General features: G+C 36.4%; 21 protein-coding genes. 16 read left to right on the top strand and 5 right to left on the bottom strand.

Annotated elements, in window-relative coordinates:
* The first annotated feature begins 105 nt into the window (after positions 1 to 105).
* From CD33_RS09895 to CD33_RS20720, 11 genes are all read left to right on the top strand, one after another.
* Positions 106 to 810, top strand: a complete 705-nt coding sequence (locus CD33_RS09895; protein WP_036200487.1) for a DsbA family oxidoreductase — start codon at positions 106 to 108, stop codon at positions 808 to 810.
* 150 nt (positions 811 to 960) lie between these two features.
* Positions 961 to 1,599 carry an FMN-dependent NADH-azoreductase gene (locus CD33_RS09890; protein WP_036200486.1) on the top strand — a complete coding sequence of 213 codons (639 nt, stop codon included), beginning with the start codon at positions 961 to 963 and terminating at the stop codon, positions 1,597 to 1,599.
* 376 nt (positions 1,600 to 1,975) lie between these two features.
* A complete protein-coding gene (locus CD33_RS09885; RefSeq protein ID WP_036200485.1) occupies positions 1,976 to 2,284 on the top strand; it encodes a winged helix-turn-helix transcriptional regulator in 309 nt (102 codons plus the stop codon).
* A gap of 78 nt (positions 2,285 to 2,362) precedes the next feature.
* Complete coding sequence (murB, locus tag CD33_RS09880; protein WP_036200484.1) at positions 2,363 to 3,283, top strand: UDP-N-acetylmuramate dehydrogenase; 921 nt, start codon at positions 2,363 to 2,365, stop codon at positions 3,281 to 3,283.
* A gap of 137 nt (positions 3,284 to 3,420) precedes the next feature.
* Positions 3,421 to 4,182, top strand: coding sequence for an exodeoxyribonuclease III (locus tag CD33_RS09875; protein ID WP_036200482.1), 762 nt, complete (start codon positions 3,421 to 3,423; stop codon positions 4,180 to 4,182).
* Between the two features lie 113 nt (positions 4,183 to 4,295).
* Positions 4,296 to 4,580, top strand: coding sequence for a late competence development ComFB family protein (locus tag CD33_RS09870; protein ID WP_036200480.1), 285 nt, complete (start codon positions 4,296 to 4,298; stop codon positions 4,578 to 4,580).
* Positions 4,581 to 4,720: 140 nt separating this feature from the next.
* Positions 4,721 to 5,131, top strand: coding sequence for a transcriptional regulator MntR (mntR, locus tag CD33_RS09865; protein ID WP_036200478.1), 411 nt, complete (start codon positions 4,721 to 4,723; stop codon positions 5,129 to 5,131).
* A gap of 38 nt (positions 5,132 to 5,169) precedes the next feature.
* The gene (locus CD33_RS09860) at positions 5,170 to 6,024 is read left to right on the top strand and encodes a CvfB family protein (RefSeq protein ID WP_036200477.1); all 855 of its coding nucleotides are present in this window, start codon (positions 5,170 to 5,172) and stop codon (positions 6,022 to 6,024) included.
* 139 nt (positions 6,025 to 6,163) lie between these two features.
* A complete protein-coding gene (locus CD33_RS09855) occupies positions 6,164 to 7,075 on the top strand; it encodes a DUF1002 domain-containing protein (RefSeq protein ID WP_036200475.1) in 912 nt (303 codons plus the stop codon).
* 96 nt (positions 7,076 to 7,171) lie between these two features.
* A complete protein-coding gene (locus CD33_RS09850) occupies positions 7,172 to 7,453 on the top strand; it encodes a GNAT family N-acetyltransferase (RefSeq protein ID WP_036200473.1) in 282 nt (93 codons plus the stop codon).
* 402 nt (positions 7,454 to 7,855) lie between these two features.
* On the top strand, positions 7,856 to 8,146 hold the full coding sequence (locus CD33_RS20720; RefSeq protein ID WP_036200471.1) for a YbyB family protein: 291 nt from the start codon (positions 7,856 to 7,858) through the stop codon (positions 8,144 to 8,146).
* An 88-nt stretch (positions 8,147 to 8,234) separates the two neighbouring features.
* Here CD33_RS20720 and scpC read toward each other — a convergent pair whose 3' ends face one another.
* Entirely contained in the window at positions 8,235 to 9,755 is a 1,521-nt protein-coding gene (gene scpC / locus CD33_RS09840) for a succinyl-CoA:acetate CoA-transferase ScpC (protein ID WP_036200470.1), read from the bottom strand.
* Positions 9,756 to 10,103: 348 nt separating this feature from the next.
* Positions 10,104 to 10,754: a LytTR family DNA-binding domain-containing protein gene (locus tag CD33_RS09835; protein ID WP_036200468.1), complete on the bottom strand. Its 651-nt coding sequence runs from the start codon at positions 10,752 to 10,754 to the stop codon at positions 10,104 to 10,106.
* A 553-nt stretch (positions 10,755 to 11,307) separates the two neighbouring features.
* Here CD33_RS09835 and CD33_RS09830 point away from each other — a divergent pair.
* The 3 genes from CD33_RS09830 (at position 11,308) to CD33_RS09820 (ending at position 14,255) form a co-directional block, all read left to right on the top strand.
* On the top strand, positions 11,308 to 12,102 hold the full coding sequence (locus tag CD33_RS09830) for a helix-turn-helix transcriptional regulator (protein WP_036200467.1): 795 nt from the start codon (positions 11,308 to 11,310) through the stop codon (positions 12,100 to 12,102).
* Between the two features lie 218 nt (positions 12,103 to 12,320).
* Positions 12,321 to 13,106 (top strand): membrane protein insertase YidC, encoded by a 786-nt coding sequence (gene yidC, locus CD33_RS09825; protein ID WP_036200466.1) that lies wholly within the window; start codon positions 12,321 to 12,323, stop codon positions 13,104 to 13,106.
* Between the two features lie 276 nt (positions 13,107 to 13,382).
* Positions 13,383 to 14,255: a M15 family metallopeptidase gene (locus CD33_RS09820; RefSeq protein WP_235863322.1), complete on the top strand. Its 873-nt coding sequence runs from the start codon at positions 13,383 to 13,385 to the stop codon at positions 14,253 to 14,255.
* Positions 14,256 to 14,424: 169 nt separating this feature from the next.
* Here CD33_RS09820 and cls read toward each other — a convergent pair whose 3' ends face one another.
* Positions 14,425 to 15,879, bottom strand: coding sequence for a cardiolipin synthase (cls, locus tag CD33_RS09815; protein WP_036200465.1), 1,455 nt, complete (start codon positions 15,877 to 15,879; stop codon positions 14,425 to 14,427).
* A gap of 76 nt (positions 15,880 to 15,955) precedes the next feature.
* The gene (locus CD33_RS09810) at positions 15,956 to 16,759 is read right to left on the bottom strand and encodes a YwqG family protein (RefSeq protein WP_036200464.1); all 804 of its coding nucleotides are present in this window, start codon (positions 16,757 to 16,759) and stop codon (positions 15,956 to 15,958) included.
* Between the two features lie 511 nt (positions 16,760 to 17,270).
* Between CD33_RS09810 and CD33_RS20715 the strand changes: the two genes are divergently transcribed.
* Positions 17,271 to 17,402, top strand: a complete 132-nt coding sequence (locus tag CD33_RS20715; RefSeq protein WP_258516822.1) for an Lmo0850 family protein — start codon at positions 17,271 to 17,273, stop codon at positions 17,400 to 17,402.
* Between the two features lie 220 nt (positions 17,403 to 17,622).
* Here the strand turns inward: CD33_RS20715 and CD33_RS09805 are convergent, their stop codons facing one another.
* Positions 17,623 to 18,804 (bottom strand): FtsW/RodA/SpoVE family cell cycle protein, encoded by a 1,182-nt coding sequence (locus tag CD33_RS09805; RefSeq protein WP_036200463.1) that lies wholly within the window; start codon positions 18,802 to 18,804, stop codon positions 17,623 to 17,625.
* A gap of 276 nt (positions 18,805 to 19,080) precedes the next feature.
* On the opposite strand from CD33_RS09805, the gene CD33_RS09800 reads away from it, so the two are divergent.
* On the top strand, positions 19,081 to 19,830 hold the full coding sequence (locus CD33_RS09800) for a hypothetical protein (protein WP_036200462.1): 750 nt from the start codon (positions 19,081 to 19,083) through the stop codon (positions 19,828 to 19,830).
* Positions 19,831 to 19,934: the final 104 nt, after the last annotated feature.

The following is a 19,934-nucleotide window of genomic DNA, read 5'->3' as shown; positions in this document are numbered from 1 at the left end:
GATTTACCATGAGTATTGGAAAAAAAATGTGACAATATTCAAGGAGGCACTTTAATTGTGGGAAAAATATTTGAATCGTACAATAAGTGAAAGGAGGAATGTCTGATGAAAGTAGAAGTGTGGTCGGATTATGTATGTCCGTTTTGTTATATCGGGAAGCGTCAATTGGAACAATCAATTAAAGATGCAGGTTTTGAGGGGCAAATTGAAGTGGTATTAAAAAGTTATTTACTAGACCCCAATACACCAGTAGATAGCGATAAATCCGTATATGCTAGTTTAAGTAAGAAGTATAATATATCAGAAGAGCAAGCGAAAGAGATGACGAAAAATGTTGCTGAACGGGCACAAGAAGTAGGGTTGGATTATAATTTCGATATTATGACGGAAGCTAATACAATTGCAGCTCATCGTTTAGCAAAGTGGGCAAATACAATAGGCAAAGGTGCGGAACTAAGCGAGCGACTTCTTAAGTCATACTTCTTGGAAGGTGGCTCGATTGGCAAACAGGAAGTGTTGCTTAGTTTAGCAGGGGATGTTGGACTTGAACAAGCAGAGGCGCAGGAAATTTTAAAGGGTGACCAATTCTTGGATGAGGTACAACAAGACATTTCAGAAGCTCAAGATTTGGGTGTCCGGGGAGTTCCGTTCTTTGTTGTCGATAACAAATACGGTATTTCGGGAGCGCAACCGAAAGCGCTATTTGACCAAACAATTGCAAAAGCGGCGGATGAAGCTGGTCTAAAACCAAAACTAAGAATGGTTGGGGAAGCAGGCGCGGTTTGTACAGACGATCAATGTGAATTCTAAAAATCCTGTTGATCCTAGTTAGTGAAATTGGAGTGTAACCTCGGTCAAAAGTATTAGATCTATTTTATTGAAATAATATATTAACTCCATTAAGATTACTTTTAGGTCTTTACTTCAGGACAAAATGATATTCAAAGAGGAGTTTTTATAATGACGAACGTATTAGTAATTAAAGCAAATAACCGCCCAGACGGCGTTTCAACAAAAATGTACGAAGCATACGTAGAAGAAGCAAAAAATGTTGCAGGTGTAAATCTAACAACTTACGATGTATTCCAAGAGGACACACCGTACTTTGGCCAAGAATTATTCAATGCTTTCGGCAAAGTTCAAAACGGCGAAGAATTGACAGAAGTGGAATCTCGACTATTAGCTGCAAAACAAAAGGCAATGGATGCAGTAGCTGCTGCTGATGTAGTGGTGCTTGCCTTCCCGCTTTGGAACCTGACAATACCTGCAAAATTGCAAACTTTCATTGATTATATCTATTCTGCAGGATTCATGTTTAAATATTCGCAAGACGGACAAATGATCCAGTTATTAACTGACAAAAAGTTTGTAATTCTAAACGCGCGCGGTGGCTATTATTCAGCTCCGGAAGCACAACCAATGGAAATGTCAGTCAACTATATTAAAAATGTATTTGGTGGTGTGGCTGGTATGACACTTCATGATGAAGTGATCATCGAAGGACACAATGCTGAGCCAAACAAAGCACAAGAAATTATTGCAGAAGGAATCGAACGTGTTAAAGCATCAGCTCAAAAATTAGCTAAAGTAAATTCATAGTAATTTGTAAACCCTGACTTCATAAATTGAAGTTGGGGTTTTTCTTGGCTAACCAACTCCCCCTCCGAAATTTTTAGGTAAAACACTACTAATCTTAAACCGAAATGAATAGAATTCTAACTGAATTCATAAAATCATGAAGTGATGAAAACAAAAAAGATATTTAAGATACGTAAGTGCTTTAAAAGACGCCCATCTTATTTAGGAAAATACTGGTTTTAGTGATATCATATTTTCATGAAAAAAATATTTAGCATCAACTTACTTTTCGTAACTAGGTGTAAAATGGTACACTAGAAGCAAGATGCAAAAATGAATAAAATAAAACCAGTTGGATGTTGTAAGTATATTGAACTGCTAAATTTGAGGTGGAATGATGAAAGAATCTACTATATGTCCCCGCCTAGCCAAAGCAATGGAATTACTTGGGAAGCGGTGGACAACATTAATATTATATCAACTACTAGAAGGACCCCAACGTTTTAATGAAATTGAATCGGCATTACCGGTGAGTGGGCGTCTCCTTTCAGAACGGTTAAAGGAATTAGAGAAAGAGGGAGTTGTTGAAAGGAAGGTTTATACAGAAGTACCAGTTCGTGTAGAATACTTCCTTACAGATAAAGGAAAAGCACTGGAAGGTGCAATCCGGGAAGTCGAGAAATGGTCACAATGTTGGATAAAATAAGGTCATGTAACACTTGTCAAAAAGCTTTTAATTACCCATACTGAAAAAGAGTATGTAGTAGAAAGGAAATTTGCTTTTATGACAATTAAGCGTTGGGCAGAAGATTTAGCACAAATAGTAAATCCTAGTAATATTAAAATTAATGAATCTTTAAAAACATATACAATGACGAAACTTGGGGGCAATGCGGATATCTTTGTCCTACCCGAATCAGAAAAAGAAGCTGCGGCGGTAGTGAAATACGCATATCAACAGGAAGTGCCCCTATTAATGTTGGGAAATGGTTCTAACATGGTTGTACGTGATGGCGGTGTTCGTGGAATCGTTATTTCCTTTACAAAGCTTGACGAAATCCGTATAGACGGCGAAAAGATATATGCTCAGAGTGGAGCCCTCATTAAAGAAGTTTCCCGCCTTGCTGCAGCACATAGTTTAACGGGTTTTGAGTTTGCATGTGGCATACCTGGTTCAGTTGGCGGAGCAATGGCAATGAACGCGGGAGCTTATGGTGGAGAAATTAAAGATATTATTGTCGACTGCACCGTTCTAACAAAAGAAGGAGAGCGAATTGTTTTATCGAAAGAAGAGCTTGAGCTGGGCTACCGTAAAAGCATTATCGCCAAAAAAGAATATTTTGTTCTTTCTTCAAACTTCCAATTGAAAATGGGTGATCAACAAGAGATTGATGAGAAAGTGGCAGATTTAACATTTAAGCGTGAATCAAAACAACCTTTAGAATATCCATCGGCAGGCAGCGTTTTTAAGCGGCCGCCAGGTTATTTCGCTGGTAAACTAATTCAAGATAGCGGATTGCAAGGTAAAGGTGTAGGTGGTGCGGAAGTATCTACAAAGCATGCCGGATTTATCATCAACAAAGGCAATGCGACGGCAACAGACTATATTGAAACAATCGAGATGGTAAAGCGCACCGTAAAAGAAAATTTCGATGTTGAACTAGAATTGGAAGTAAAAATTGTTGGAGAAGATTTAACAAATTAATAACTTTAGAACGTGCCTTTAAAAAGGGGCGTATGGTAAAGACAAAGTCGTCTTATAGGACTTTGTCTTATCTTTTTTAGTTTAGCTAACCGCCAAATATAGCAGAAAATATGAATCTATACATAGAGAGGTTTGCAATGAAATTCATATCGTGGAATGTAAATGGAATACGTGCTTGTGTGAAAAAAGGTTTTATCGATTATTTTAATGAAGCAGACGCAGATTTTTTCTGTATCCAAGAAACGAAATGTCAAGAAGGACAAATTGAATTACCGTTTGAAGGCTATCATCAATACTGGAATTATGCCGAGAAAAAAGGCTACTCAGGTACGGCCATATTTGCAAAACATGAGCCGCTAACAGTATCATACGGAGTCGGGGAGGAAGAAAATGAGTCGGAAGGACGTATTATTACTCTGGAGTATGACACATTCTATTTAGTGAATGTATATACCCCCAATTCACAAAGGGATTTAGCGCGTTTACCAAAGAGGCTTGACTGGGAAGAGAAATTATCACGGTATTTACAGAAATTAGATCTTGAAAAGCCGGTAATCTATTGTGGAGACCTGAATGTTGCCCATGAAGATAAAGATTTGAAAAATGCAAAATCGAATATCGGGAATTCAGGTTTTACTTTTGAAGAACGGGGCAAAATGACAGAGTTACTTAAAGCTGGATTTACCGATTCTTATAGATATTTTAACCCGGAGAGGGAAGATGCATTTACTTGGTGGTCTTATATGAACAAGGTACGTGAACGAAATATTGGTTGGAGAATTGATTACTTCATTATTTCCAATCGGTTGGTGGAACAGGTTCTCAAAACAGACATTCATCCGCATGTACTAGGCAGTGATCATTGCCCGATACTATTGGAAATGGACGCCAATTTATAAATGAAATGAAGCAAGATGTATTAATTATGTAACTTATGCACATATCAATTAATTGAATAGCAATAAATAAATTGATTAAAAAAAGATTAATAAAAATAGGTAGGCGAAAATCTTTGGCAAAGCCAATACTTAAAAATGTAACAGAAGAAATCGTGCTGGGCCTTGTAAGATTTTTGTTGCAGAGTCCTGATTATCAAACGTTCTGTGATTGCGATGATTGTCAAATGACTATTGCTTCAGAAGCATTAAATAATTTGCCAACGTATTACGTATCAAGCAATGACGCTAGGGAAGAAGCTTTCATTGCTCTAAAAGCACCCGAGCAACTGGAGAAAATTAATAAACGTATAATTACGGCAATTCATACAGCCGGAAAAAAAACAAACCATAAAAACTAAAATGTCCAATGAGTCCGTAAAGGACTCTTGGACATTTTTAATAAAATTAATGGATATACGCTACTTAATTGTTTTAAGTTACCTTTTTAGTACTGTTGTAGTAAAATTAAAATGATATTTTGAAAGTGAGGAGACTTGTTATGCCAACACCTAGTATGGAGGATCATATCGAGCAAATTTATTTGTTAATTGAAAATAAAGGATATGCGAGGGTGTCGGACATAGCTGAGGCATTATCTGTTCTCCCTTCCTCAGTAACCAAAATGGTGCAAAAACTAGATAAAGATGGATACTTAGTATATGAAAAATATAGAGGGCTTACATTAACATCAAAGGGGGAAAAACTGGGGAAGCGCCTTGTTAAGAGGCATGAATTGCTTGAACAGTTTTTAAGACTAATTGGTGTCGATGAAGAGCGCATATATGAAGATGTTGAAGGAATCGAACACCACTTAAGCTGGAATTCGATTGATCGAATAGCTGACCTTGTCCAACTACTGGAAGAAGAATCACACCTAGTGAAAAGACTGGAAGCAATGAAAGAACAATAAAAGCACTTCTATTTAAAAAGTGGAAAGGAAAAACAAAATTGAGCGAATTACAATCAGGTCAAGTTGTTGAATTAACAGTATTAGAAGCGCAGGGATCGAAGTGGATACTAACAGATGGGCATATCGAAATCCCTCTAAACAGTTCCGATGTTCAAACGCCTTTAACAATCGGGGAAAGAGTTAAGGTGTTCCTATATGCCGATCGCCGAGGAGATTTACAAGCAACAAGTGCAATTCCAGCAATCTTGCAGGGGGAATACGGCTGGGCACGAGTTATAAAAGTGACTAAAGAGGGAGCATTTGTTGACATCGGTTCATCCAGGGAGGTACTGGTCAAAGCTGAAGATCTGCCACCCATACAAAGTGTATGGCCAAAGGTTGGAGACCATCTCTTTTTAACACTTCGTACAGACCGGAATGGGGATTTATTCGGACGTTTAATTACGGAAGAAAAGGTAAATGAATTGTATGAAGGTGCCTATGAGGATATGCATAATAAAAACATCAAAGCCCGTCCATACCGATTATTGCCAGTAGGTTCGTTTTTACTCGGAATAGAAGAACCCTACCGTATTTTTGTTCATAATACAGAGATGGAAGCAGAACCTAGACTCGGTCAAGAAGTTGAAGTTCGAATTATCGCCGTAAAAGAAGATGGCTCATTAAACGGGTCCATGTTGCCAAGAAAGCATGAAAGACTTGGACAAGATGCAGAAGCCGTCTATGCTTATTTACAAAGCGTTGGCGGTAAGATGCCATTTGGGGACAAGTCCTCACCTGAAGAAATAACAGAAATGTTCCATATGAGTAAAGGTGCTTTTAAAAGAGCGCTCGGTACGTTAATGAAAGCCGGTAAAATTAAGCAACAAGATGGCTGGACAGAAATCATATAAGGAAGAGTAATAAGCTGTGACTACTATATCATGTGTCACAGCTTGTTTTATAATAAGAGTGCCCGGTCAAGACTTTGGAACCTTTTACTTTCTTTTACGTACTAATTGTTGAAAAAACATTTAAAGGGGATAATATGTGATGAAGCAAAAATGGTTATCGATTGTTGCAACATTTGTATTTTTAGCTTCCGTAATGCTGCCGATGAGTACCTTGGCTGCTGATAATAGTCAAAAAGCCATAAATGAAAAACTAGGAGTGCCGATTATTGTTTACGGAGCAAACTTATCGGAGTCTGAAAAGGTAACTGTAAAAGAGGCATTGCAAGTTGATAAGGAAGCGGAAGTAGATGAAATCACAGTTTCTGGTGAAGACTTAGCCAAATATATTAGGGATAGTAATCCGAGTTCAAGAATGTATTCTTCAGCAAAAATTACGCGTGAGGAAGAAGGCAAAGGGTTAATTATAAGTATTGTAACCCCTGATAATATTACACAAGTAACATCTGAAATGTATGCCAATGCAATGTTAACAGCTGGAATAGAAGACGCTACTGTGGAAATTGCTGCCCCGAAACCTGTAACCGGGCATTCTGCACTTGTAGGCATTTACAAGGCATATGAAGTGAAGACAGGTGAAACACTGAATACGGAACGTACAGACGTAGCAAATGATGAACTTTCCGTAGCTACTCAAATTGCGGAAAATGCCAATATTACTGACGAACAGATCGCAGAGCTATTAACGGGTATTAAACAACAAATCTCCGAGTTAAATCCAGCAACTAAGGAGGAAGTAGAGCAAATTGTTAAAGATCAATTGGCAAAATTGAATATTGAGCTGAGCGAGCAGGACCGTCAATTATTAGTCGATTTAATGGATCGTATCAGCAAGCTCGATATTGATTTTTCTAAGCTATCCGACCAATTAACAGATTTAGCAACAAAGTTTGAAGATAAATATGGGGAACTCATGCAAGATGAAGGGTTCTGGAATGGTGTGAAAAACTTTTTCGCCAACCTGATTGATACGGTTTCTTCTTGGTTTAAATAGATTAATCTGTTGTCCTCTGTCATTTTGATAAAGAGGCAAATCAGTACCATATAGAGTTCTATTATGTTATATTTTAGCAAATGGGAGGGATGAATAATGGAGTTTAAATTGGTAGAAAATAGTCCGAAACATTTTGCATTTGAATATGAACAAGATGGAGAAAAACTGGCAGAAATAGAATGGGTAGAGCGGGATAGTATTATGGATATGACGCATACCTATGTTTCAGATGCTTTGCGTGGTCAAGGGGTGGCAAAAAAATTGCTAGACAGAGCAGCAGATTATGCCAGAGAAAATGATTTGAAAATGAATGCCATTTGTTCGTATGTAGTGGCGGCGTTTGAAAAAAGTGAAGCATATAACGATATAAAAGCATAAAAAATCGGGTGCCTATTCTGTAGAAAGCTACAAGTTTAGGCACCCTTTTATAATGGAATGATTGGGGAGTAGGCGAGCAAAAAATGAATACATCCACTTATAAGAAACAGAAGATCCGACTAATAAATAAATGAAATTCCGTAAATGATGGAAGTCAAGAGTGATGAAGCGATTATTATGGAAGTAACTTCTTTCCAGTCATAGGTAACTTCTTTATTATTTATCATGATTAATTCCTCCTCTAAAATAAATTAAATGTTCTTCTCAGAAGATATTATCCATATAAAAATTTGTTATATATCCTTTCCTCATCTTTATAGACTTTAAACAATGAAATCCACTGTTTAAATGAATCAGATTAGGGAAAAGTAAACCATAACACTTTTTTGGAGGGGATTAATCATGGCGAAATTAAAAGGAAAAGGTGTAGTAATGACAGCGTTAGTTGCTGGTGCAGCTTCATTCTTAAGTAAGAAGGAAAATCGGGATAATACAGTAAAGTTTTTTAAAGATATGAAATCCCAACTTTTCGGTTCGAGACAGCACTTTGATAATGAATCATTAAAAGAAATTGCGGAAACACCAGCAAGTGCGAGATCGACACAAATTCGAGAAAACAACTTCGTTTCCGAAGGCGGGGCACAGACGGCATTAGCCTATTACAATGAAGCGGATCAAAAACAACTTCATTAGAAGATGAAAAAACGACAACGATATCGTTGTCGTTTTTTAATAAAAAGAAAAGGGAGTTTCACCATTAGTGAAACTCCCCAATCATACATTAAGCTTTAGATACTTCTTTTTTCATTGTTTTGTTTTTAGCTAGGTTAACGTGCCAAGAAAGTGCTTCCTCCAAGATATGAGGAGTTTGAGCATTACCAGTAGCTTCCACAGCACGATTATAGTAATCCCACATTTGTTCTTTGAAATCTGGGTGAACACAGTTTTCAATAATTAGTACTGCACGCTCTTTAGGTGCTAGTCCACGTAAATCTGCAATACCTTGTTCAGTTACAATTACGTCTACATCATGTTCTGTATGGTCAACGTGAGATACCATAGGAACGATAGAAGAAATAGCACCGCCTTTAGCATATGACTTCGTTACGAAAATCCCTAGACGAGCATTACGAGCAAAGTCTCCAGATCCACCGATACCGTTCATCATTTTTGTTCCGCTAACATGTGTGGAGTTTACGTTTCCGTAAATATCCAACTCTAGTGCTGTATTGATAGAAATTAATCCGAGTCGACGGATTACTTCCGGATGGTTAGAAATTTCTTGTGGACGTAAGCATAGCTTATCTGCATATTTTTCAAGGTTTCCATAAACTTTTTTCTGTAATTCTTCAGAAATAGTAATAGAAGTTGCAGCTGCAAAGCTTACTTTACCAGCATCGATCAAATTGAATACTGCATCTTGAAGTACTTCAGACGCCACAACCAAGTCTTCAAATTCGGAATTTGCAAAGCCATCCAATACAGCATTTGCAACTGAACCTACGCCTGATTGAAGTGGCATTAATTTATTTGTTAGGCGACCAGCTTTAATTTCAGAACGGAAGAAATCAAGCAAAAGATTTGCCATAGTTTGCGTTTCTTCATCTGGAGGAACGATTAATGAAGGAGCATCTGGCTCTTCAGAAACAACGATTGCTTTAATTTTTGCAGGATCAACTTTAATACCAATTTCACCAATACGTTTTACAGCATCAGTCATCGGAATTGGTTCACGTTGTCCTTGAGGTCCTGGAACATAAATATCGTGAATACCGATAAGGCTCTCTGGATGAGAGATGTTCAATTCTACGATAATATTTTCCGCGTACTCAGCAAATATTGGTGAGTTACCTACAGAAGTTGTAGGGATAATTAAACCATCTTCAGTAATCGCAGTAGCTTCCAAAATTAAGTATTTAATAGGCCCGATGATTCCTTGGCGCACTAACTCAGCATTGTGAGATAGGTGGGCATCTACGTAATAAACATTACCAGAGTTAATTTGGTTACGGATACCTGAGTCAGCTATGAAAGGTCCACGTTTGCGAATAACCCCAGCTTCAGCTAAGTACTTGTCCACTTCTGGTCCTAGTGATGCACCAGTATAAATATCAATTTTAAAATTTTCATTTTTTGCACGTTCAACCAATGCCATTGGTACAACTTTTGCATCCCCGGCACGTGTAAAACCACTCATACCTACTACATCGCCGTCACCAATAAGTGCAGCAGCTTGATCAGCAGATACTACTTTATCTGCTAATTCTTTTAAACCTAAACGTTTCTCAACTCTTGAATCCATATTAAAAATCCTCCCCTATATTAAAGTGAAAAAGAGAAAATTGTGTAGAATTTTCTGTAAAATCTGTTGAATTTATTTTCAACTTGCATAATTAATAATAGCATTGTAATGTCACAAAATCTCCATAAAGCGCATGAAAGTGCTTAAAAATTGTTTTTTCGAGAATAAATTGTACGTTTCGATTAAATAGATAACTCCTTAGAGAAAAGGGCGGTAAATTAAGTTGAATAAAAATACAAAGGACCTTTGCAGTTTATGCAAAGGTCGATATAATAAAAAGTTTAACTTTTTTATATTAGGATAATTAAAGGTTTAGATAACTTGTTCGTATGCCAGTGTACAACTAGTTTAGAAACCTAGTGAACGTCGGAAATAGCTGGCATATCGTTGGCTTACAGGAATTCTTGTACCGTCTTTCATAATCAACAGGAAAGTGGAATGAGAATCTGGTTGAACTTCGTCGATATAATCGATATTCACAATGTATGATCTATGACAGCGGATAAATGAATCAGGAGCTAAAAATAACTCGAGATCGCTTAAGTTCAAGCGGTGATATCCTTCACGATTCATTGTTTTTACAAACGTTTTACGTAATTGAGTTTCAAGATAAATCACTTGATCATGCTTGATAGGGTACCAACAATCATCAATTTTAATTGTAATGTAGTTTGTTAAAAATGGTGAAGGCTTTTGAGGGAAGATCGCTGTAATTGCACCTTTTGTTTCTCCTTCTTCTATTAAAGGAATACTCATCCCATAGTAAGGAACACCGAATACATCAGATTCAATGTAGGTATTGATTTTTTGTCCATAAGTTAGGGCTTGATGAGCGGCAGAACCATCTTTTATAGGGTCACCGGGTTTAATTTTTAAATCTACTTTTTTGCTAGGTTGATAATATAAATATTCATTTGTATCCGATATTGCAATTGACGTATTTTCCGGGAAGAAGTCTTTTATTATTTCCATGATTTCTTCTATCTGTTTTGGTTCCAATTTAAGACACCTCATTTTGTATACATTTTATATGATATACCATCTATTTTACTACAGTTTGAAATAAATGAAATAGAGAAGATTACGGTATGGTAGAGGAATTTACGGTAAATATGCAAAATGCATTCTTATTTTTGTCACTTTTAATTATTTTCAACAAAAATAGTGTGCCGTATACTAATACTGTTAAAAGGATTCAAGATTTCCCAGTATCCAGAAGTTGCTTGGGTGACCGGATTATAAGGGGAAATAATAGTTTGTGCAGGGGAGAAACATTCATTCTTTATTAACGGTGAAAATAGAGTTTGAAAAATTGCGAAATTATGGTAATATTCACTTAGTTATATTTGATTAATTCTTTGTTCTTATTAGTAAGATAATTTTAGGTAAATTTTTAGCAAATTCTATACATTAAGTCAGGTATTTCATAGAAATATTATTAAGAAAAACTATATTCTTTATTTAAATTAGGTTATATTACAGTAGTCGATGTGTATTGTTACAAATTTGAAACAATATCGCAATTGTATTCTGAAGAAAGATGGGGTAATCTATGCAGCTATTTCCACATTCAATATCTGAAACAATTTCTAAACGGTACTTTCAAGAAATTGATAGTATAAATCAATATAACGGGATTGAAGATTTTTATAGTATTGAATCTAAGCTGTTATTTGAAATCTTTCACTTAGAGTCTGCAAAAGCGAAAAAATCTTTGCACGAAATAATAGATATATTATCAATAAGATTTGGAAAGCAAGTAATCAAAGTAGTGAGAAATTATTTTGTTATCCTTTCTTCGGTTGTTGCACGCAAGCTTTTGGATAATCAAGTCCCTTCCAAAAAGGCATTTGCGTTTAATTTAGCCTGCGCGGATATGATAGAAAATAACATGAAAGATGCTGAATTCCTGCAATTCGCTGATGATTTAATTGATTTTTATGTGTACTTTATAGCAGATCGTAAACAACCTACATTTAGACACCAAACGGTCAATAAGGTAATTATGTACATAAACGATGAACTAGAAAATGATTTAACGGTCGAAAGCATTGCTCAGAAATTCCATATTAGCACAAGCCATTTATCGCGAATTTTTAGAGAGCATGTCGGCATTACATTAGTAGAATATTTAAATGTTAGAAGAGTGGAAGAATCTCAGTACTATCTTAGACATACAAATAAAAGTATTACATCGATCTCGGATCAGTTCCATTTTTGCAACCAAAGCTACTTCACCAGAATTTTCAAGAAATATACAGGTGTAACACCTAAACATTTCCGTGATGAGTTGCATCATGAATTTTATAGATTTGAAATTCCTGAAGTTGAGCTAGAAAATGTATAATAGTGCAGCTTTCATAAGTTGTTAGATTAAAAGCTGATAGGGATGTTCGTGTTAATGATACATATAACTCGGCCTATTTGGTCGAGTTATGTTTTTCCGGCAGTGCGTATGTAAATTTGCCTTGTCCAGTGTTTATCAAGTGTATGGTCTCGTATTTGATATTCATAAAGTTAATACTGTATACTTCAAATGAGCTAAATAAAATAGTAGGTGGAAAAATGAAAAAACTGAAACTTTTTTCAATGCTAGGCCTTATGCTGTTCGTGTTAACAGGGTGTCAAGCAGTTGAAAATCAGGAAGGCTTCTTTTACAGTACATTTGTTAGACCGATGAATTGGTTGCTGGAATTTTTGGGGAATGATGTATTTAACGGAAGTTATGGACTGGCAATTATTGCGATTACAGTAGCTGTACGTTTAATATTAATGCCATTCATGTTGAAAAACTATCGTCAGCAATCGGCCATGAAATCGAAAATGGATATTGTAAAGCCAAAAATGGACGAGATCCAAGAAAGATTAAAAGCCGCTCAAACAAAAGAAGAGCAAATGGCAATCCAACAGGAAATGCTAAGTTTATATCGTACCCATGGTATTAACCCATTAAATCTTGGTTGTTTACCGATTATCATTCAAATGCCGATCATCATGGGGTTATACTTTGCAATTTTATATTCTGGTGATGTAAAAACACATGAGTTTTTATGGTTTAACTTAGGGACGCCGGATATCTTAATGACGGTAGTTGCCGGAATTGTGTACTTCATACAAGCAAAAGTTTCACTTTGGACAGTTCCTGAATCCCAAAAAGCCCAAATGAAATTAATGATTTATATTTCGCCTATTATGATTGTATTTATTTCCTTCACATCGATGGCTGCTTTGCCTCTATATTGGTCAGTAAGTGGTATCCTACTAATATTGCAAACTTATATAGGCAGAAAATATTTTTCAGAGCATCCAGCTAAACCAGAAACTGATACGGTTTCATTAGATAAGAAGTAATCTTAAGTCGAGGTCCATTGCCTCGGCTTTTATTTATGGAATTTAAACGCAGAAATTATTGCATAAAACATTACGGCAAAAACATTCACTAAATGTATGATGGCCAGGTGCAAAGATGCGCCCATACATGCGGCCTCTATAAAATTTTATGTAATATGGGGCCAACTTCTCTATTCATCAGTAATTTGTTTTGGCGAGTTAAATTTAAGGAAAATAATAAAGTCAAATGAGGGAAACAGTGCTAAAATAAAAGCATTGTATAGGAAAGAGGCTCATATGATTATGAAAAGATCAACTACTTATGGAAATAAGAAGAATGGCAAAAAGAAATACATATGGATTTGTGTATCTGTTCTTATTATTTTGGCAGCAGCTATCATGGTGTTTATGTATTGGAAGCAAAACAACTTGAATATCCAACATTCAGAACCTTCACCAACTGAAGTAGTAGAAGATGAAAATGCCAAATCGGATGACACATCAAAAACAGAAGAAATGAATCCTCCGGCAAATGAGGAAACGACTGATATAAATGGACAACAAGAAAAAGTAGACGAATTTCAGGAACAACCAGAAAAACAACCTATTACCAATAATGGTTATATAGAGGGACAGCCATTACCAACTGAGCCAACATACGTAGATGGAGTATTAATAGCCAATAAGAAGTATCCTTTGCCGAGCACTTTTGCCCCAGGCGAAAGTAAAGAAGCGCGAAAAGCTTTCGAACAAATGGCAGCCGATGCAAGAAATGCCGGCTTTGAACTTGTAGCGTTTAGTACATACCGCTCCTATGAATATCAAGATACACTCTATCATAATTATGTAAATCGTGATGGACAAGAAAATGCAGATCGCTACAGTGCGAGACCGGGTTATTCTGAGCACCAGACGGGTTTGGCCTTCGATATTGGTGAAAAAGGGAAAGAAGATTTATGGCTAACGGAAGAGTTTGGGGAAACGGAAGCAGGGAAATGGTTAGTGGAAAATGCGAACAAGTATGGTTTCATTCTACGTTACCCCCGAGGGAAAGAGGCGATTACGGGATATATGTATGAATCTTGGCATTTTCGCTATTTAGGGGTGGACTTGGCTTCAAAAGTTAAACAAGCAAACGTGACGCTTGAAGAATATTTGGGAATACAATAAAAAGGTTGGTGCTGTAAAAAGCACCACCTTTTTTTCATGCCCGTTGCCTCATTCGGCCACCGTGTTTTGCCTCACTCGTATCTTCATGGCTTGGCACACATGTTCCAAGGAGTTCGGATTCTCAGTTATTTCAAAAATCACTGATGGGGAATGAAGATAGTGAATTATTTCACAAGATCGGTGTTAGCAAACGGGAAATGGATTCTTTAAATTTAATGATACCTGATCGATTCTCATATTTTTCAATTGTTAACTCTGTACAATCGAATATATCTTTTTCAAAGATTTCTGCAAGCTCATGGGACAATGTACGATCATAAATAAAAGCGTTTACCTCGAAATTCAAACTAAAGCTGCGTACATCAATATTTGCTGTTCCGACGGTAGAGGCTTCATCATCGATGACGATGGATTTTGCATGGATAAATCCTTTTTCATAAATATAGATTTTGGCTCCTGCCCGGAGCAACTGGCCAACATAGGAATAGGTAGCCCAATATACAAACATATGGTCAGGTTTATTTGGAATCATGATGCGTACATCGATGCCGGATAAGGAAGCAATCTCGATGGCGTTCAAAAAACTACTATCTGGAATGAAATAGGGTGTTTGAATATATATATAACGCTTGGCTTCCATGAGTAATTTCAAATAGCCGTTCTTGATGGCCGGAAATTCGGTATCTGGTCCGCTAGATACAATTTGCATGGCGATATCGCCCTTTTTAGGAATGGCTGGGAAATATCTTTCCGAATAAATAATATTATTGTCGCTTGCTTGATTCCAATCAAGTAAAAATCTGGTTTGCAGGGGATGGACAGAACTTCCTTCGATCCGTAAATGTGTGTCTCGCCAGTAGCCGAATTTCTTATTTAATCCTAAGTATTCATCACCAACGTTAAATCCGCCGATATAACCAATACGGCCATCAATAATAACAATTTTCCGATGGTTTCTAAAATTTAGCCGTGGGTTGATGAGCGGGAGAATGGAGGGGAAAAATACTTCAACCTCTCCTCCTAATTCCAGAAGGGCTTTAAAGTACCTTTTTTTCAAACCTCGCGAACCCATTTCATCATAGAGAACCCGTACCTTCACACCTTGCTGCGCTTTCTTTAATAGGGCGGTATAAATTCGTTTTCCCAAGTTGTCTAATTTAAATATATAGTATTGTATATGAATATGATCCTTCGCATGCTCGATGTCTTCAAGCAATGCCTCGAATTTTTTTGCACCATCATCGTAGAGCTGGATATGATTATCCTGGGTTAAAACTGAGTCGCTTGTTTTTAAGTTCATATGAATCAAGCTCTTATACTTTCCAACTTCTTCCGAACGGAATTCGAGCGAGTTTTCTTCAAGCGCCTCAATTTGAAAACTGATCAATTTATCAATCCCAATATCCTTCTGTCCTTCCCATCGGAATAAATGCTTTTTACGCATTGGCCTACCCAGCAATAAATATAAAATAAATCCAGCTAACGGAAGGAAGAATAGAACGAGTGTCCATGCCCATGTGGAAGAAGGATCTTTTCTTTCTAAAAAGATGACCGTTACCGCTAAAACAATATTTAATATGAGAACAATCGGAATAACAGATATGGTATTGAAAAAAATACTCATATGGCTGCACCTACTTTATTTTAATTAAAAACAATTATAACTTAACAAGTTGATGAATTGTAGTATTGCGGCATCATCAGAACTGCTCGGCAATGAAATAAACTGAAGAAAAGTCGAGATTTCTTAGTGCGTCTTGATTTATAAAAAATTTGATGACCCCTGAATCACCATACATTATCCCTTGTTCGTCATTCGAAACTATTTGCAATAATAAAGTATCGAATCTTTTTAAGAATGAAGAATTCTTTCTTGTATCATATTCAATAAAGTACGGATAGCCACCTATTTTGTGTTCGGCAGCCAAAAAATATTCAAAATAAATGTCCTCGAATGTTCGTTCATCTTCACTAATGTATTCACCATCAAATGGCGACACTTGCAGAAACTTTTCCCTTCTATAATCCGAGGCGGAAACAGGTTCGTGTTTTGGAAGGAAAGCGAGTCCTTTCTCGTTTTGTATAAGGAAGCTGCTTTTGCTTTCCAAATCGGAAAAATCCTGAATGAGTTGATTTTCATGCAAAATATTTGGATAATAACGAACCTTAAAATCTTCTTGATAAAGTAATTCCACTTTTTTCTCATCGATTTGATCAAATTTTGTTGATAAAAAGAATTGAAGCAATCCTTTACTAGGAAATGGCGGTATAGAAGGCAGTTGAGCAAAATTAATTTGGGCCAGTAAATGCATTATTTGACCATTGGAATCTTTAGGATGGAGATGCGACTTAGGTAAATAGGGATTTCCCGCAAACTTGCTATCGGTTAACGAGGGCTGCCCGTAATGAGGAGTAATCCATATAGAGCCGACAATTGACGATTCAATTTTGCTTCTGAAACATTCAAGGTAACCTGGTAAGTGAATCTTTTTATCTTTTTGCACTCATTTCCCTCCAAAAAACAATAGGTCTTACTAGCTTAGAATATTTGCTAATAATTATTCGTTTCCACCAAAAACTAAAGCAGCATGGTGCCATTAATATACGTAAGGCTTGGACTATTCATGTCCGGTAGGCTGGTTTGTTGTTGATTTGATATGGTTAGAAATCATATTATCCATTACCCTATTTCATAGAAAGTAAAAGAAGAATGAAACAGGTGATGGGGAATTGGAAATGTGGATAAAATGTGTCTTTTAATTTTAAGGTTTGATAAAGCAAATTTACGGTTATAATTCCTATAGTGTCCATAATTCATGTATAATCTAAGAGTTTTAATTAAAAGAATCAATGCGATTTAGTTGACATTTTGAAAGTTGTAACAGAATTGAAAAATTTTAGTTGAAAAAAGAGTGTTATGATGGAATTAAGAAATTTGTCAGATGGTCTATTCTTTGAAACTTTTAGACTGTTGAAACGTTATAAATAATATAAAAAAAGGTTAGGTGGATAAGCATGACGAAGAAAGTAGACTTAAAGAAAATTGTTTCAAATTTATCTAAATTAGGTGTTACTGCAACTGTTACAAAATCCCGTCTTGAATTACTTAAAGTATTAACACCACCAACACAAACTCCACAAGTATAAAAAATAATTGAATTAGCATAAAACTATCCCGGCTAGAACGAACTAGCCGGGATTTTTCCAATGCAATAAGATAATATATCGGGATTTTTCTGAGAATCCACTTATGGGTGTCTTCCCACTAGAATCGTTTTTTACCACAAGAAAACCACCTTCCCAATATATTTGAAGGTGGTTTCTATGAGGTGGTTAAGTTGCTTTCGATATCCGAAAAGTATGGTTACTATTCATCATCGTCGTTACCAGCAAACATGTAAGATTTATAATGGTATTTCATGCTGAATACTAGACCGAGTGCCAAGGCGTTACCCATCAATGAGCTGCCCCCGTAGCTTATAAACGGTAGTGGAATACCTGTAATCGGCAGGAGTTGGATTGTCATGCCGATATTTTCGAATACGTGGAAAGTAATCATCGCAATGATTCCGGCACACACATATGTGCAGAAAGGATCTTTCAATGTTAAAGTTAATTTAGTTAAATGATAAATTAACAAGAAATAGAGACAGATTACAAAACTGGCCCCGATGAATCCCCATTCCTCCCCGATTACCGTAAAGATAAAATCGGTATGACTTTCAGCTACGTATACTTCCCGGTCCAAATACCCTTTACCGAAAATCTCCCCCGACCCAATGGCATTCAGTGATGTGATTAAATGATATCCCGATCCTGAAGAATATAAATAGGGATCTATCCAGGAATAGATGCGTGCAAATTGATAAGGTTGCAGCCCGAATTTATCTTCCAGGAAGTCCTGCATATACAAAGCCATCCAAAGTAATGATCCGCCCACTGTAACACCGGCAACAAATATAGGTATAATGATTTTCCATGATATACCCGCTACAATTATCAACGCGGCAGTTATCGCCAGGAAGACTAGTGCGGAACCAAGGTCTGGCTGCATCATGATAAACGCCAGTGGGATAATGAGCGTTACACCGATCTTTCCTAGTAACAAAACGTCTGACTTAATGCTCTTTATGGAGTATTTTTCGTGATGTTTACTTATCACCCATGCCGAAGCGAGAATAAAGAAAGTTTTCATAAACTCGGAAGGCTGCAAACTACCTATGGGAGTGGAGAACCAACTCTTTGCACCGTTTCGTTCGATGACAATACCCCCTGCTGGGAGAACGGCCAAAATAATGAGCAGCAAAACACCAAAGCCGTATAAATACCAGGCCATTTTCTTATATTGATCTGGGTCAAAATATATTACAAAGGCAACGATGACCGCAAAGATTATATAATTGATCAACTGCTGCAAAACGAAATTTGCCGAATATTGTCCCGTTGTCTGTGCAGAAGAAATGGCCAACAAACTCACGATAAGAAATATTAAAATAATTAAAGCAAGCTTCCAGTCAAACCGGCTCGCGAAGTTTTTGTTATTTTCCATTTATTTCACCTAATTAATCTTAAAGATTTTAGAAAAATACTTTGAACGTGTACATTTTACTTTAACATAGAAATGATAAAAAGGGGACTATCGTTTCGATGTTGAGAAGGTGTAAAATACTGGTGGGTTATTTCGAAAGATACATCCTATTTTGGCAGTTGCCAGTTGAAAAAAATAATATGCAAAGTTACGACGTAAATGGGAATGAAAATGTTTCAAATTTACGATTTACATCATATAATAGCTAATGTATTGAATTATTGGGGGAGTGATATTATGGCAAGAAAACAAAAAACTGCGGATGATTTTATACATCATTTGTTTGTACATATGAATGATGTCGATCATTTTGTGATTTACAGTGGCCTTACATTAAAGCAGTTTATTAGTTCTGTCGACCCCATTCCAAATTTGTTGCTGCTTAAGCATTGCTACGATGACGGATTATTCAATATGCATACTCAGTTTGATTTTATATCAATTGATGAGATGACAAAATTCGTTAAAAAAATGGATGATACGGAAGGCGACCTGTGCTGGGTTGACTTTGCAGGCGAAAGAGATGTAAACCAGCTCACGGCACTCGAACAAGCGGAACTGCTTTACATCAGTCATAAAAAAGAGCCCATTCATTCCCCGTTCTTTGCTAAATTGCAAAATCGGTATTTGTACTACGCATCGGAAAATGATAAATTAACAAAAGTTTATTTTCGATACTTAAATGATTCGGAATATCTCATTTCGAATCTGTTCAACCATCTAGTAAAAGAAAAAGAAGGTAACGGTAGTTTTTGGCGTAGAAAATCAAAGGATACGATTCCTACTTTAGATCCAATCGTATTAAAGGCATATAGACCTTTTATAAAAGAAGGAGCTCTGTTATCTTTATACAAGATGGAGAAGCAAAATAACTGTTACGGTGTTGAAATACGTACTCTTTCGGACTATGATTATCCTGATGAAGTTTGGGATGATTTAGATGTTATATTAAAACAAAACTACGATGAACTAATCAAAATCACTTAAAACTTTCTGTCATAGCACATTTTTGACAGGGAGTTTTTTCACTTTATGCTTCTTTAAAATTCCCCTGTCTAATGTTGTTTATGAATTTTTCAACTTGACGATAT

The sequence above is a fragment of the Ureibacillus sinduriensis BLB-1 = JCM 15800 genome, from assembly GCF_000772955.1.
GTDB lineage: Bacteria > Bacillota > Bacilli > Bacillales_A > Planococcaceae > Ureibacillus > Ureibacillus sinduriensis.
This window is presented reverse-complemented; position numbering and strand designations above follow the sequence as displayed.

Coding starts and splice junctions, on each gene's coding strand:
- CD33_RS09895 (WP_036200487.1), top strand. CDS start 106: ATGAAAGTAGAAGTGTGGTCGGATTATGTATGTCCGTTTTGTTATATC.
- CD33_RS09890 (WP_036200486.1), top strand. CDS start 961: ATGACGAACGTATTAGTAATTAAAGCAAATAACCGCCCAGACGGCGTT.
- CD33_RS09885 (WP_036200485.1), top strand. CDS start 1,976: ATGAAAGAATCTACTATATGTCCCCGCCTAGCCAAAGCAATGGAATTA.
- murB (WP_036200484.1), top strand. CDS start 2,363: ATGACAATTAAGCGTTGGGCAGAAGATTTAGCACAAATAGTAAATCCT.
- CD33_RS09875 (WP_036200482.1), top strand. CDS start 3,421: ATGAAATTCATATCGTGGAATGTAAATGGAATACGTGCTTGTGTGAAA.
- mntR (WP_036200478.1), top strand. CDS start 4,721: ATGCCAACACCTAGTATGGAGGATCATATCGAGCAAATTTATTTGTTA.
- CD33_RS09855 (WP_036200475.1), top strand. CDS start 6,164: ATGAAGCAAAAATGGTTATCGATTGTTGCAACATTTGTATTTTTAGCT.
- CD33_RS09850 (WP_036200473.1), top strand. CDS start 7,172: ATGGAGTTTAAATTGGTAGAAAATAGTCCGAAACATTTTGCATTTGAA.
- CD33_RS20720 (WP_036200471.1), top strand. CDS start 7,856: ATGGCGAAATTAAAAGGAAAAGGTGTAGTAATGACAGCGTTAGTTGCT.
- scpC (WP_036200470.1), bottom strand. CDS start 9,755: ATGGATTCAAGAGTTGAGAAACGTTTAGGTTTAAAAGAATTAGCAGAT.
- CD33_RS09830 (WP_036200467.1), top strand. CDS start 11,308: ATGCAGCTATTTCCACATTCAATATCTGAAACAATTTCTAAACGGTAC.
- yidC (WP_036200466.1), top strand. CDS start 12,321: ATGAAAAAACTGAAACTTTTTTCAATGCTAGGCCTTATGCTGTTCGTG.
- CD33_RS09820 (WP_235863322.1), top strand. CDS start 13,383: ATGATTATGAAAAGATCAACTACTTATGGAAATAAGAAGAATGGCAAA.
- cls (WP_036200465.1), bottom strand. CDS start 15,879: ATGAGTATTTTTTTCAATACCATATCTGTTATTCCGATTGTTCTCATA.
- CD33_RS20715 (WP_258516822.1), top strand. CDS start 17,271: ATGACGAAGAAAGTAGACTTAAAGAAAATTGTTTCAAATTTATCTAAA.
- CD33_RS09805 (WP_036200463.1), bottom strand. CDS start 18,804: ATGGAAAATAACAAAAACTTCGCGAGCCGGTTTGACTGGAAGCTTGCT.
- CD33_RS09800 (WP_036200462.1), top strand. CDS start 19,081: ATGGCAAGAAAACAAAAAACTGCGGATGATTTTATACATCATTTGTTT.